The 13,425-nt window shown below is 66.3% G+C and carries 14 protein-coding genes; 6 read left to right on the plus strand and 8 right to left on the minus strand.

Going from position 1 to position 13,425, the window contains the following annotated elements:
* Positions 1 to 187: 187 nt before the first annotated feature.
* The 4 genes from flgH to NTCA1_RS05095 are packed head-to-tail and all read right to left on the minus strand — an operon-like array spanning position 188 to position 2,990.
* Positions 188 to 961 carry a flagellar basal body L-ring protein FlgH gene (gene flgH / locus NTCA1_RS05080; RefSeq protein WP_159829028.1) on the minus strand — a complete coding sequence of 258 codons (774 nt, stop codon included), beginning with the start codon at positions 959 to 961 and terminating at the stop codon, positions 188 to 190.
* A gap of 11 nt (positions 962 to 972) precedes the next feature.
* On the minus strand, positions 973 to 1,410 hold the full coding sequence (gene flgA / locus NTCA1_RS05085) for a flagellar basal body P-ring formation chaperone FlgA (protein WP_086491312.1): 438 nt from the start codon (positions 1,408 to 1,410) through the stop codon (positions 973 to 975).
* Between the two features lie 4 nt (positions 1,411 to 1,414).
* Positions 1,415 to 2,200, minus strand: coding sequence for a flagellar basal-body rod protein FlgG (gene flgG, locus NTCA1_RS05090; RefSeq protein WP_086491313.1), 786 nt, complete (start codon positions 2,198 to 2,200; stop codon positions 1,415 to 1,417).
* A 46-nt stretch (positions 2,201 to 2,246) separates the two neighbouring features.
* Positions 2,247 to 2,990 carry a flagellar hook-basal body complex protein gene (locus NTCA1_RS05095; protein WP_086491314.1) on the minus strand — a complete coding sequence of 248 codons (744 nt, stop codon included), beginning with the start codon at positions 2,988 to 2,990 and terminating at the stop codon, positions 2,247 to 2,249.
* Positions 2,991 to 3,132: 142 nt separating this feature from the next.
* Between NTCA1_RS05095 and NTCA1_RS05100 the strand changes: the two genes are divergently transcribed.
* The 4 genes from NTCA1_RS05100 to NTCA1_RS05115 are packed head-to-tail and all read left to right on the plus strand — an operon-like array spanning position 3,133 to position 5,892.
* The gene (locus NTCA1_RS05100; RefSeq protein WP_133083492.1) at positions 3,133 to 3,639 is read left to right on the plus strand and encodes a flagellar basal body-associated FliL family protein; all 507 of its coding nucleotides are present in this window, start codon (positions 3,133 to 3,135) and stop codon (positions 3,637 to 3,639) included.
* Positions 3,636 to 4,655: a flagellar motor switch protein FliM gene (gene fliM, locus NTCA1_RS05105; protein ID WP_086491316.1), complete on the plus strand. Its 1,020-nt coding sequence runs from the start codon at positions 3,636 to 3,638 to the stop codon at positions 4,653 to 4,655. Before NTCA1_RS05100 ends, fliM begins: the two co-directional genes overlap by 4 nt.
* Positions 4,652 to 5,227: a DUF6468 domain-containing protein gene (locus NTCA1_RS05110; RefSeq protein ID WP_086491317.1), complete on the plus strand. Its 576-nt coding sequence runs from the start codon at positions 4,652 to 4,654 to the stop codon at positions 5,225 to 5,227. The genes fliM and NTCA1_RS05110 overlap by 4 nt, the downstream gene beginning before the upstream one ends.
* Entirely contained in the window at positions 5,224 to 5,892 is a 669-nt protein-coding gene (locus NTCA1_RS05115) for a MotE family protein (protein WP_236549107.1), read from the plus strand. The genes NTCA1_RS05110 and NTCA1_RS05115 overlap by 4 nt, the downstream gene beginning before the upstream one ends.
* 175 nt (positions 5,893 to 6,067) lie before the next feature.
* On the opposite strand, the gene NTCA1_RS05120 is transcribed toward NTCA1_RS05115, so the two are convergent.
* Entirely contained in the window at positions 6,068 to 6,538 is a 471-nt protein-coding gene (locus NTCA1_RS05120) for a hypothetical protein (RefSeq protein ID WP_159829031.1), read from the minus strand.
* Between the two features lie 87 nt (positions 6,539 to 6,625).
* Here NTCA1_RS05120 and NTCA1_RS05125 point away from each other — a divergent pair, with 87 nt between their 5' ends.
* Positions 6,626 to 6,919, plus strand: a complete 294-nt coding sequence (locus NTCA1_RS05125) for a hypothetical protein (RefSeq protein ID WP_086491319.1) — start codon at positions 6,626 to 6,628, stop codon at positions 6,917 to 6,919.
* Complete coding sequence (locus NTCA1_RS05130) at positions 6,916 to 8,745, plus strand: hypothetical protein (RefSeq protein WP_159829034.1); 1,830 nt, start codon at positions 6,916 to 6,918, stop codon at positions 8,743 to 8,745. Before NTCA1_RS05125 ends, NTCA1_RS05130 begins: the two co-directional genes overlap by 4 nt.
* A gap of 84 nt (positions 8,746 to 8,829) precedes the next feature.
* Here the strand turns inward: NTCA1_RS05130 and NTCA1_RS05135 are convergent, their stop codons facing one another.
* The 3 genes from NTCA1_RS05135 to flgE all read right to left on the minus strand — a co-directional run bounded on the left by NTCA1_RS05135 (position 8,830) and on the right by flgE (position 13,259).
* Positions 8,830 to 9,738, minus strand: a complete 909-nt coding sequence (locus tag NTCA1_RS05135; protein WP_086491321.1) for a flagellin — start codon at positions 9,736 to 9,738, stop codon at positions 8,830 to 8,832.
* Positions 9,739 to 9,761: 23 nt separating this feature from the next.
* A complete protein-coding gene (gene flgK, locus NTCA1_RS05140; protein ID WP_167381835.1) occupies positions 9,762 to 11,870 on the minus strand; it encodes a flagellar hook-associated protein FlgK in 2,109 nt (702 codons plus the stop codon).
* A gap of 72 nt (positions 11,871 to 11,942) precedes the next feature.
* The gene (gene flgE, locus NTCA1_RS05145) at positions 11,943 to 13,259 is read right to left on the minus strand and encodes a flagellar hook protein FlgE (RefSeq protein ID WP_159829037.1); all 1,317 of its coding nucleotides are present in this window, start codon (positions 13,257 to 13,259) and stop codon (positions 11,943 to 11,945) included.
* Between the last annotated feature and the right edge of the window lie 166 nt (positions 13,260 to 13,425).

The raw sequence follows: 13,425 nt of genomic DNA on the forward strand, positions 1-13,425 counted from the left end.
ATCTTCATTCTAGGAAGGGAAAATAACCGCCCGGGAATTTGGAAAGAAAAGTTTTCGAATGGCGGTGTGGATGCTGTCGTTAGCCCTTATCGATCAGTATCCGGCGCTGTTACTCTATTGCATTACGCACGAAACCCCTCCGGCTACTGCCGGAGAGGTGCAATTCGTGTCGCAATAGTACGCCCGATCAGAACGGGAAGAGGGCGTCGTAGATCTGTTGTCCCCACCGGGCCTGCTGGGCGTCGGTAAGCTGGCCGCGGCCGCCGTAGCTGATGCGGGCTTCGGCGATCTGGGAATGCTTGATCGAGTTGTCGCGGGCGATGTCCTCGGGCCGGATCACGCCGGTGACGACGAGTTCGCGCAACTCGTAGTTGACGCGCACTTCTTGCTTGCCGCGGATCTGGAGATTGCCGTTGGGCAGCACGCCGATGACCGTGGCGGCCACCGTCATGTTGATCTGCTCGCTGCGGGTCGTGTTGCCCACGCCCGTCGCGCTGGACTTCGAATCCGTGCTGACGAGGTTCGAGGGGTCGGGATTGCCCGGCAGGATCTTGGGGATCACGGTTTCCAGCCCCAGCAGCGCGGCGATGCCGCTGTTCTCGCTGCCGTTGCGGGTGCGGGTGGTGGAGTTCGCGACTTGTGCGTTGTCCGCGATGTTGATGCGGATCGTCACGATGTCCCCCACGCGCGAGGCGCGCTGGTCGCGGAAGAAAGCGCCGCCGCCGGTGCGGAACAGCGAGGCGCCGCGTGCGGCGTCCGCCTGCTGGCCGTTCGCCACGAGCGCCCGGTCGTCCACCGAGTGATTGCCCAGCGAAGGTTCCAGGCGCGGTGCCACCGGTTCTTCCGCCTCGGACATCTTCGGCGGCTTGCCGACGTTCTTGAGACGGCCCACCGCGCCGCAGCCCGAAAGCAGGCTGGCGGCGAGGAGCACGGAAACGAGAGGTGCGAAACGGTTGTTCACGGCCGGTCTCCCTATTGTGCGGTGATCCGCACGTCGCCCGAGCCCATGGCTACGGCATCGAGCGTGCGGTTGGTGGCGAGGTTGAGCACGCGGACCTGCTCGCCCTTGCCGCCGTCGCTGAGCGCGCGCCCGGCCGAGGTGATCTTGAGCGCGCCGGAGATCAGCGAGATCGTCACCGCCTCGCCACGCCGGACGAGCCGGGGCGCGGTGAGGTCGGTCGAGCGTACCGGAGCACCGGCATTGAGGCGGCGCACCGCCTCCTGCCCCGCTGCTTCGGCCGGGCTCAGCGCATTGCGCGCGATCGCCGGAAAGACCGGCGCGGTGACGAAGTCTGCTGCCGACAGCACTTCGCCGCGTTCGACGGTGCGGGCGAGAACGGGCGCGGGCTCGCCGGACGGCATGGCCGGGGCGGTGGCCAGCGCGGGCGCGAGGAGGAGTGCGGTGAGCATGATCTCAGCTTATCTGCGTCGAGGTCTGGAGCATCTCGTCAGCCGTCTTGAGCACGCGGCTGTTCATCTCGTAGGCGCGCTGCGCGGTGATGAGCGAGGTGATTTCCGAGACCGGATTGACGTTCGAGGCTTCGATGAAGCCCTGGCTCAGGGTGCCGAACGAAGGCTGGCCCGGCGTGGAGATGGTCGGCTGACCCGACGCGCCGGTTTCCAGGAACAGGTTCGAACCGATCGCCTCGAGACCCGCCTCGTTGATGAAGGTGGCGAGTTCGAGCTGGCCCACGGTCTGCATTTCGGCCTGGCCCGCGATCTTCACCTGGACTTCGCCGGTCTTGGAGACGGTGACGTCGAGCGCGCCCTGCGGGATCGTGATGTTGGGCTGGACCAGATAGCCGTCGGTGGTGACGAGTTCGCCCTGGTCGGAAAGCTGGAACGAACCGGCGCGCGTATAGGATATGTCGCCGGAGGGCATGGTGATCTGGAAATAGCCGGGGCCGTCGATCGCCATGTCGTAGGTATTGCCGGTATTGGTCAGCGCGCCCTGCTCGGTGATGCGATAGACGCCGCCGGTGCGCACGCCCGCACCGATCTGGATGCCGGTGGGGACCTTGGTGCCGGTGTCGCTGGTGTTGGAACCGGGGCGCGATACCTGCTGGTAGAGCAGGTCCTGGAACTCCGCGCGCTGACGCTTGAACGCGGTGGTGTTCATGTTGGCGATATTGTTCGAGATGACATCGACGTTGGTCTGCTGCGCGAGCATCCCGGTCGAGGCGATGGAGAGAGAACGCATGTTGGCTCCTCGTTGGATCAGGTGGGTGGAGAAGAGATTCTAGCGGTCAGCCGACCCTGCTCAGGCGGTCGATCGCGCGCTTGCGCATGTCGTTGAGGTCGGCCGAGAGGCGCTGGCTGGTCTGGTAGGAGCGCAGGATCTCGACCATGTGGGTGGTCTCGGTGATCGGCTCGACATTGGAGCCTTCCACGCCGCCGGTCTTGAGCCTGGTCTGCGCCTGGGTGAGCATGCGGCCGTTGGTGCCGGCGAGCATGCCGTCGCCGCGCGGCTCCAGCATGTTCTCGTCCGCGAAATCGGTCACTGCCAGGCGGCCGACAGGGCCGTCGCCGACCATGACCGAACCGTCCTCGGTGATCGTCACGAGGTTCAGCTGATCGGTGGGAACCGTGATCGGCTGGCCGTTCTCGTCCAGCAGGCGCTGGCCGCCGGACGTGGCCAGTTCGCCGGTGCTGAGGATCTTCACGAAGCCCGCGCGCGTATAGGCGACGCCGCCTTCGGGCGTTTCGACATTGAGATAGCCGGGGCCGTCGATCATCACGTCCAGCGCGTTGCCGGTCGACTGGAAGGCGCCCTGCGAGGCGTCGTGAACGGCGCCGAAGTCCAGCACGAAGGATGTCTTGCGGGCATCCTCGACCGGCGCGTCCTTCACGGTCTCGACATATTCGTGGAACAGCGCCTGCTCGCGCTTGTACCCCACGGTACTGGTGTTCGCCATGTTGTTGGCAGTGATGTCGAGCTGGCGGCGCAAGGCCTGCTCATGGCTCAGCAGAACGAAGGAAGAGACGTCCATTCGGGCACCTTGCGAAAAAGTTCCAGATATTCGGCGCTAGGCAGATTTTGCCGCTCAGCTTTCCTATAATAGAGGCGAAATCGCGAAAGCGGATGCGCGGACACCATTTCGGTGCAGGGGGCGCATCCCAGGAGCCAAGGGGATGAATGTGTCCAGCGACGACGTGATCGACATTACGGCGGTCGATGTGCCGGAGCCCAAGAAGTCCGGTAAGAAAATGCTGGTAATCGGCGGGGCCGCGGTCCTGGCGCTGCTTGCGGGCGGCGGCGGAGCCTGGTGGTTCATGCGCGGCGGATCGGAAGAGGCGGAACATGCCCCGGCCGAAAGCGCCGCGGGCGAGGGTGATGCTTCATCCTATATTGAAGTGCCGCCGATGATCGTGAACTTGCGCGGCAGCGACAGCCAGGCGCGCTTCCTGAAACTGCGCTTCATCATCGTCGCCGCCGACGGCAAGACCGACAAGGTCAAGGCCAAGCTGCCCGCGGTGCTCGATGCGCTTCAGCCGTTCCTACGCGAACTGCGGCCCGACGACCTCAACGGATCGGCAGCCGTTTTCCGCATCAAGGAAGAGATGATGACGCGTGCGACCCAGGCGCTTGGCGCGGGCATGGTCAAGGACGTGCTGATCCAGGACCTCGTCCAGCAATGAGCGACGATTTCGACGACTTCATCCTCCCCGATCCGCCCAAGATGGGCGCGATCAACGACGACACTTTCGACCAGGACAGCATCGATGCGCTGTTCGGGTTCGACAGCGACATGCCGGCCGCGCCCAAGAGCGGGCTGAAGGCGATGATCGAATCCAACGTGATCAGCCACGAACGGCTGCCCATGCTGGAAGTGGTCTGCGAACGCATGGTGCGGTCCTTCGCCACCAGCATGCGCAACCTGACTTCGGATGCGATCGACGTCACGCTGGAGGAAATCACCTCCACCCGCTTCGGCGAGTTCATGAACCGCGTGGCGCTGCCCGCGATGTTCGGCGTGTTCCAGGTGACCGAGTGGGAGAACTACGGCGTCGTCACCGTCGATTCCGGGCTGATCTATGCTGTCGTCGATGCCCTGCTGGGCGGCCGCAAGGGTTCGCGCCCGATGCGGGTCGAGGGGCGCGCCTTCACCACGATCGAGACCATGCTGGTTTCCAAGATGGTGCAGCTTGCGCTGGACGACCTTTCGAGTGCCTTCGAGGCGATCGAGCCGGTGACCATGGTGGTCGAGCGCATGGAATCGAGCCCGCGCTTCGCCGCCATCGCCGGACCCAGCAACATCGCCGCCGTCGCCACGTTCCGCGTCGACATGGAAGGGCGCGGGGGCAAGTTCTCGGTGCTGCTGCCTTATGCGACGATCGAGCCGGTCCGCGACAAGCTGCTGCAACGCTTCATGGGCGAAAAGCTCGGCCGCGACCGCATCTGGGCCGCGCACATGGCCAGCGAACTCTACAATACCGAAGTCACCGTGGACGTCGTGCTCGGCGAAAAGCTGATGAGCCTGCGCGACGTGATGACTCTCAAGGTGGGGCAGACGATCGCCCTCAGCCACAGCCCGAACGATGCGCTTCAGGTCCAGTGCGGCGGCGTGCCGCTGGGCCGCGCGCATATCGGCCAGCGTTCGAGCAATATCGCCATTCGCATGGCCACTGACATTTCCAAGGGGTATCCGAAATGACCTTCGCCACAACGATCAATGTCGTGCTGATCCTGCTTTGCGTTTCCGTGCTCGTCCAGAGCGCCCGGATGAGCCGCCGCCTGCGCACTCTGCGCGACACCCAGCTTGCCGAGGGCGTTGCCCAGCTCGAAAGGGCGACCGGCCAGGCCCGCGCGGTGCTGGGCGATCTCAAGCGCGTGCTCTCGACCGACGGCCAGGCCCAGGCCACTGCCATCGCCGCCGCAGAGGAAATCCGCGACGAACTGACCCTGATGGTGGGCATCGGCAATGCCGTGGCCGACCGCATCATGGAAGCGGCCGCCAAGACTCCCAAGGCGGAAGAAAAGGCGCCGCCGAAGAAGCGCGCCGTGCGCAAGCCGCGCACGACCAAGCCCAAGACCGCCGCGCCCGCGGCCAAGTCGAGCGATGCCGAGAAGGTCGTCGCGGGCATTCTCGAAGCCGAAAAGGTTGCCGCTCCGGCTCGCACCCGTTCGCGCCGCAAGGTTGCCGTTCCGGCTGCGATCAACGATGCCAGCGGCGTCGTGCGCGATATCGCCACGGCCCGCGCTTCGCGTGAAAGCGCCGTTGCATGATGCAGCCCCAGGCTTCCGGTTCGGGGCTTGTGGGCGGCATGCTGGCTCCGCTCCGCGCCCTGGTGACGCCCTCGCGGCTGATCCTGGGCGTGGCCGGAGTGGCGGCGGTGGCCAATGCCATCGCCCTGGCCGCGCCGCCCGTCAGCACCGTCAAGGGCGACTCCGGCCGTCTTGGCGCCTCGCTCCAGGATGCCGGGGCACAGCGCGACCGCGTTCTGGCGGCCGAGCGGCGCAAGCTGGAAATGCGCGAGCAGGCGGTCAAGGCCGGCGAGGCGCGGCTGGCCGGCCAGGCCCAGCAGAACCAGGCCGCCGCTGCGGCGACGCCCACCGGCAAGAACGGCGAGGCAGAGCCGGAAGTGCCTTATGACAATCTGGCGCGCATCTATCAGACGATGAAGCCCCAGCGCGCCGCACCGATCTTCGAGAAGCTCGACATCGAAGTGCAGGCGCAAGTCGCGCGCCGCATGCGCGAGCGGGCGACGGCGCAGATCATGGCCTATATGACGCCGAGTTCGGCGGTGGAACTATCGATGGCGCTGGCGGGCCGCAAGGTCATCAAGGCGCCGCCGCCAGTGGCTTCCCAGCCCCAGCCAAAGCGCGGCAAGCCGCAGGCGCTTGCGGCCTCCGGCAAGCCGGTACAACCGGCAGCGCCTCCCGCGCAGTAACGAAAAAAAGCCCCCGTCCAGATCTGGACGGGGGCTTTTTTCATATATGTCGTCCCGGACTTGATCCGGGACCGCTGGCCGTGAACGGCCCACCTTTCGGCCAGGCGCTCTCAAGCAAGGGTTCCCCTCAAGAACGCCAGCGGTCCCGGACTTGATCCGGGACGACGAAACGGGGTCAGCCCTCGTCGGCGGAGACTTTCACGATCAGCACTTTCTCGATGCCCCGGTCCAGCCGCTTGATGGGCGCGGCCATCATTGCCGAGAGCCGCGCGACGTTCACGGGCGCATAGGGCGAGGCATGGAGGCGGGCGAACTCGATGGCGGCTGCCAGTGAGGCAGCGCGCAGTTCGGGCATGCGCTTGGTCAGTTCGGCGGCATTCTCTGCGGACTTCGTCTTTACCGCCAGCGAGAGGTGGAGCACGCCGTCGATCCGGCCGCTGTCGATGATCGGCGCGTCGATCGGCTCCATGACCACGAAAGAGGGATCGGGCGGCGGGATCGGGTCGGCCTTCTTGGCCTCCGTCTTTCCAGTTCCGGTTTGGCCGGTTTCGGCTTGCGTCGGCACTGCCGCTGCCGTCGCCGCGACGGTCGCGACAAGCAGCGCTGCCAGCCGCGAGGCACTGCGGGAAGGGGCGGAAGACGGCATCGGAGACTCCAGATCGGGCCGGACGGAGCGGACCGCCCGGCGGCTTCTTCCTCTATAATAGAACGAAACCCCAGGAGTCAGGTTAAGATGAGTGACGATCGGCGCCCGGCGAAAGTCAGGGTCTTCTCTTCCGGCACGCCGGACGGGAATTCTCCTGGCGCCAAGGCCGGGCAAAACGCGGCGGGCCAGGCCCAACCGAATAACCCCGGACGCCGCCGCACCGATGCGCCCCAGATCGCCGCCCTTGATGCCGCAACCCCGGCTGCCAAAAGCGGCGGGGCGTTGTGGGTCATGCTGGCGGCGGTTTTGTTCCTGATCGGCAGCGCGCTGGGCGGCGTGCTGTTTACGATGTCGGTCCTGTTCCCCGGAGCCCTGCTGTGATTCTTACCCGTCTGCTTGCGACTGCCGCGCTCGTGCCCGGCGCCGCGCTGGTTTCCGCGCCGACAGCGCTGCAATCTCCGGCCCAGGGCGCATCGCCTGCTACTCCGCAGGCGGCAGCTGCGGTCAAGCCTGTGACCCTGCCGCCTGCTCCGCGCCTGCCGCGCTTCGCTGCCGATCTCGCCCAGCAACCGGCGATCGTCGGCCCGGCAGCCTGGGCGAAGCTCTCCGAGGCCGAGGCCTGGACCCGGCTGGCGCGGGTGCCCCGCCCGGAACGCCAGCAGGCGCGCTGGAACTATGCGCGCAGCCTGATCGGACAGGAGCGCGGCGGCGAGGCTTTCGGCGTGCTCGAAGTCATGCGGCAGGACGATCCCGACCTGGAGATGGTCGATACCTTCCGCCTTGCCCAGGGTGCGGCCCTGACCTTGCTGGGGCGCTATCCCGACGCGCTTGCCGCGCTCGGCGCAGCGGGGCTGGGAACCAATCCCGAAGCCTGCGCCTGGCGCCTGCGTGCCCTGGCGCAGAGCGCGCTGGGCGAGCAGGCCCTGCAACAGCTCGATTGCGCGCGTCCGGCGCTGGCCATCCCTCGTCCCAGGGCTTTCGTCCTGGCGGCGGCGCGCGGTGCCATCGAAGGTGGCGCGCCCGCCAAGGCCATGCAGTGGCTTTCGCCGCTTCCCGACCGGGATCCGGCGGCCAATCTCTATCGTGGCCGTGCCGAACTGGCGCTGGGCCATGCCGATCAGGCGCGCCTGCGCTTCGCGCGGGTGGAGCGTTCGGGTACCATGGAGCAGCGCATGGACGCGCGGCTGAGCGAAGTGGAATCCGAGGTGGCGCATCGTGCCGTCGGACCGGAAGCGGCACTCAAGCGGCTCGACGCGATCCGTTACGCCTGGCGCGGCGATGCCATCGAGGAGCGGGCGCTGCGCCTGACCTACAAGCTCTATGACGCGCGCGGCGACTTGTCCGGCGCCCTCGCCGCAGGTGCCGCGCTGTTCCGCTATCATGACGTAGGACGGCAGGGTGCGGACTTCCTTCCGGGGTTGCGCACCAAGCTTACCGATGCGCTCGATCCCGCGCGCAAGCTGCCGCTGGACAAGGCCGCCGGTCTCTACTGGGACTACCGCGATATCGCGCCGGGCGGGGCCGAGGGCGACCTCATGGCCAGCCACCTTGCCGAGCGCCTCCAGCAGGCGGGTCTTTACGAGCGTGCGGGCGACTTGCTGACCTATCAGCTTTTCGTGCGCGCGGGCGATCTGGCGCGCGGCCCGCTTTCGGCGCGGGTGGCGACGCTGTTCATTCTGGCCGGACGGCCGGACCGGGCGCTACAGACCCTTCGCAAGTCCGACGATCCTTCGTTCCCCGATCCGATGATCGCCGCGCGCAAGCGGGTGGAAGCCGCTGCGCTCAGCCAGATCGGCCGGATCGATGAGGCTATGGCCGTGCTCCAGGACGTGCCGGATGCCGACACCCTGCGCGCGGAAATCCTCTGGAAGCAGCGCGACTGGGCACGTTATGCCGAAGCCTCCGCGGCGGGACTGCCGACCGGGCGGGGGCTGGATGCGATCGGCCAGGCCGTGGTCCTGCGCCATGCCATCTCGCTCGCCATGCTGGGCCGCGAGGAAGCGCTCTCGGGCCTTCACGCGCGCTATGCGGCGGCATTCCAAGGGCTACCCTCGGCCCCTGTGTTCGAGATGCTGACGGGAAGCCCTGCGCAGGCCAGCGGCCCGCAACTGGCACGCGCCATGGCGGCGATGCCGTCGGTCAGCCCGGCGGGCGAATTCGCGGACCTGCTGGAACGGGCGCCGGGGAGCACTGCCCCGAGAGGGTGACGGGGCAAGCCGGGACAAACAGAAAGGGCGCCGGGATTTCGATCCCGGCGCCCTTTCTGTTGGGGTTGCAATGCCGTCAGGCGTTCACTTCAGGAACTGCGCCAGCGACATCGAGTTCAGCTGCGCGAAGACCGAGTAGCTTGCCTCGAGAATGGTCTGGCGCTGCGTGATGTCGATCGCCACCTGGCCAAGGTCGGCATCCTCCACCGAGCCGATCACTTCGGTGAACAACGTGATCCGGTCGTCGGCGCGGTCGGACAGGGCTTCGACCTTGTTCTGGTTGCGGCCGTTGGTGGCGTTGACGGTGCGCACGTCCTTGATGCCCACGTCGAGCAGGGCGATCGCATCGCCGATGGCCTGCTTCTGGGTATCGGTCAGGGTTTCGCCGAAGGGACCGGCCTCGGCCAGGGCGCGGAAGGCGGGAATCAGGTTGGTGGCGACCTCGCTGGCGCCGACGCCGTATTCAAGCTCGATGCTGTCGCCCACGCGGGTCGACTGGCGAACGGTGTCGTTGGCGAAGGCATCGGCGGCGTCGAGGCCTACGGTGTCCTGAAGGGTCTTGGGCAGGAACGGCTGGCTCGACGTCTGCGAACCGGCGAACAGGGGGATGCCTGCCTCGGTGGCGTTGAGCGAGGTGCGCAAGTCGCCGAAGGCGCTCTCGATGGTGGCCTGAAGCGAGGGAGAATCGCCAGTGCCCATGGCGGTCATCAGTTCGGTGCGCAGATCCGAAAGCGAGGAATCGATCTGGCTCAGGTTGGCATCGTAGAGCGAGAGCGAGGTCGATACGCGCCCGGCGTTGCTCTTGTACGATTCCTGCTGTGCCAGCATCGAGCGGGCCGACAGGGTGCGCACCGCATCGAGGCCGAGCCCGGCATAGTCGGTGGCCTTCTTGCCGGAGGTCAGCTGGAGCTGGCTGGTGGCGAGGTTTTCCTGCGAGCGCGTGATGGCGCTGGCAAGGGTGCGCTGGAGGGGGATGGTCGCTACGCGGGTCATTGTCTGGTCCTCGTCCTTGTCTTTTAGCGGAGCATGCCGATCAGGGTGTCGTACATGTCCGAGGCCGTGGTCATGACGCGTGCCGCGGCCGAATAGCTGTTCTGCAGGACCACCATCTGGGCGAGTTCCTCGTCGACGTTCACGCCGGAGAAGGAATCGCGGCGATCCAGCGCGTCGCTGAGCCGCGAGGTGGCGTCTGAATAGTTGGTCTGCGCCAATGAGGCCTGCGAACCGGCACTGCCGAGCAGGCGGTTGGCGAAAGTGCCGATGGTCGCGCTGCCGTCCTTGCCGAAATCCACGGAGGCGGACAGAGCATCGACGAAGCTGGCGACATTGCGGATGTCGCCCGAGCCGATCGCCTTTCCGCCCACGGGCACGTCCAACTGGAGCTGGGCCAGCGGCAGCTTGGTCGGGTCCGCCAGGATGTTTGCAGGCACTTCGGCAGAACCGAGACCGCTGGCCGCGCCGGTAAGGCCGGACAGGGACGAGAACGACCGTCCGGTGCCGAGGCGATTGGTCGAGTCCGAAGGGATCGAGATCGTCGAGCCGGAACTGGCGGTATTGGTGTTGAACTGAACGCGGCCGCTGTCGTCCAGTTCGAAGCTGCCGTAAGCCGAAAGCGGGCTGGCGTTGAGCTCCGTCACCAGATCGCCCCAGGTCGAACCTGCGGAGCCGGTCAGGGTATATTCCGTCAGGACCTTGCCGGTGGGATCGCGCAGCACGATCTGCGCGGTTTCGCCGGTGCCGAAGCCGTGGGGATCGCTGGCGACGAAGCCCGAGGGGGCAAGGGCGCTGGTGTCCGACCGGATCAGGTTGTTGAGCCCGAAGAACTGCGAGAAGCCCACGCCCGCGCGGTCGCTGGGGGTGTCCGGGTCCTGCGCGATGGCGATGCCGTTTGCCGACGATGCCGCGCTGATCGACAGCACGCCGTCGGTGAAGCTGGCGGTGGCGTCGGGCGCGAGGCCGTTCGGAGAGGCGGCATTGAGCGCGGCGATCACGTCATCGACGGTCGCGGTCGGGCCGAGGGCGTCGAAATCGATGGTGGCCTTGGAGACCAGCGTGCCGTCCTTGCCGACGACGGCAAAGGTCGCCTTGCCGGTGAAGCCCAGGCGGTCGGTGCCGACAAGCCCGTTCGGCTCGCCGGTCATCGTATTGGGCGGGGGCAGGGTGGTGCCCTCATTGGAAACCTTGTTCAGCGTTTCGGCGAGGCCGGTGAAGAGCTGGCCGAGCTGTTCGGAGAAATTGGGCAGGGCGCGGTCGCGAATGTCGAGCAGGCCGCCCAGCTTGCCGCCCACGGCGGTGGAATCGATCTTCTCGCCGGTCGAGGCGCCCATCACGCCGCTGTCGGACGCGAAGCGGATGTCGATGGCGGGATAGGTCGCCTGCGAAGCCGCAGCGCCCGAGGGGTAGCTGAGCTGGCGCAGGCGCTTGTCGAGCAGGACCTGGCCCGAGGCGGTGTCGATGGTGACGCGGCCGTCAGGCTGTTCGCGGACTTTCACGTCCATCAACCCGCTGAGTTCTTCCAGGGCCGACATGCGCTCGTCCGCCGGGCCGGAGACGCTCTTGCCCAGGCCCTGGAGGCGAGCCACTTCGGCATTGAGATCGTGGATCTTCCTGAGCAGCACATTGGTGCGTTCCACCGTGTCGGAGACTTCGCTCTCGACATCGGCCTGCAGGTTGCCCACGTCGCCCTGAAGCTGGTTCAGGGTGTCGATCGTGTCGGAGACATTGCCGGTGAACAGTGCGATCGACTGCGCCGAGCCCTGGAGGCTGGCGATCTGCGATACCGACGTCGAAAGGGCATTCAGCCGGGCGGCGATGCCCGACTTGGAATCGGTGGATCCCAGCAGCGACTGGAGGCGGTCGAGATAGGTGGAAACCGCCTCGCTGCGCCCGGCATTGCCCGCGCGCTGGTACACCGCGTTCTCGAGGAACTTGTCCGCCACGCGCGAGGGTTCGCCGACCACGACCCCGTTGACCTTCCCGCCCGATACGCCCGTGGAGAGCGTCGTCTTCTGGCGGGCGTAGCCCACCGTGTTGACGTTGGCGATATTGTTGGAAACCGTAGACATTCCCGCTTGAGAGGCCGCAAGGCCGGACATGGCGGAATTGAGTATCTGGTTGAGGGACACGTTTCTGGTCTTCCTGAAAATATCGTCGGGAACGGGAAGGTCTTGGGGAAGCGGCCGTTAACGCCGCTTCGATCAGCGCTTCAGGTTGCTGACTTCCTGCAGCATGTCGTCGACCGTGGTGATGATCTTCGACGATGCGCTGTAGGCGCGCTGGAACAGGATCATGTTCGAGAACTCGGACGCCAGATCGACGTTCGAGGCTTCGAGCACACCGGCCGAGATCGAACCGCCGCCCAGCGCGCCGGGCTCGTTGATCGCGACGTTGCCGGAGATCGCCGAGGCGACGTAGGCATTGCCGCTGGTGCGGGTAAGGCCGTCGGGGTTCTGGAAGGTGGCGATCGGCAGCTGGTAGATCGCGCGGGTCGTGCCGTCGTCGAACACGGCGCTGACGATGCCCTTGTCCGAGATTTCGACCGAGGCCACCGTGCCCAGCACGCCGCCGTCGACGCTGGAGGAAAGCAGGGCGGAATCGCTGCCGAACTGGGTCAGGCCGTCAAGCCCGCCGTTGGTGCCGAGGCCCAGCGTGATCGGCGTCGAACCGGCGCCGTTGGCCCAGCCGATGTCAAGGTTGGCGAAGAGGTCCGGGTCGGATCCGGCGACATCGAGGCTGCCGTCGGCATTGAACTTCACCGTGCCGCTGGCCAGCACGCCATCGGTGATCGCGGCGCCGTTGGAGGTGGTGATCTGGGTGGGATCGCCCGAGATTTCGGCAATCCACTCATTGGCGGCGGTCTTGACGAAGTTGAAGGTCAGGCTGTGCGGCGTGCCCTGGGAATCGTAGATTTCCATGGAGCGCGAGAACTGCGGAGACAGTGCGCCGGAAGCCATCGATCCCGGTACATAGGCGCCGGTGATCGGTTCCGCCGTGGAATCGAGGTTGGCGCGCATCGAGATCTTGGTGGTCGGCAGTGCGGCGCCGGTCAGCGAGTTCGGCTTGATCGGCTCCAGCGAGGTGAAGCTGCCGTTGTTCACGTAGTTGCCGCTAGCGTCGAGCGGCCAGCCGGTCAGGTAGTAACCGGCGGTGTTGCGCAAGTAACCGTCGGCATCCGGCGTGAACGAACCGGCGCGGGTATAGGCGATCTGGCCGCTGTTGTCGGCGCTGGAGCGCACGACGAAGAAGCCGGCGCCGTCGATGCCGATGTCGGTCAGGCTGCTGGAAGCCTGAAGCAGGCCCTGCTTGGAGATGAGCGCCTTGGGCGCGGCGGTGACGCCGCCTGCCGAATAGCTGCTCTTCATCTTGCCGTCGGTGACGAGCGTCTGGAACTGGGCCGATACGCCCTTGTAACCGATGGTGTTGACGTTGGTGATGTTGTCCGCGACCGTGGCCATGGCGCTCGCCTGCGCGCCGAGGCCGGAAACGCCGGCATAAAGAGCTGAATAGAGGCTCATTTCGTTCTCCTGTGCGTGACGGCCGGGAAATATGGCGTACCGGCCACCGAACAGAGCCATTGTAGGAAGAATTGCAGCGCCACCTGCGCGAAGGGCCGCGAAAATTTATGGACGACTGCCACGGACGTGACTTTGTCATCCTATAAATGAAACAGATGTCACGGGG

Origin of the sequence: Novosphingobium sp. TCA1, assembly GCF_009811895.1 — a bacterium.
GTDB lineage: Bacteria > Pseudomonadota > Alphaproteobacteria > Sphingomonadales > Sphingomonadaceae > Novosphingobium > Novosphingobium panipatense_A.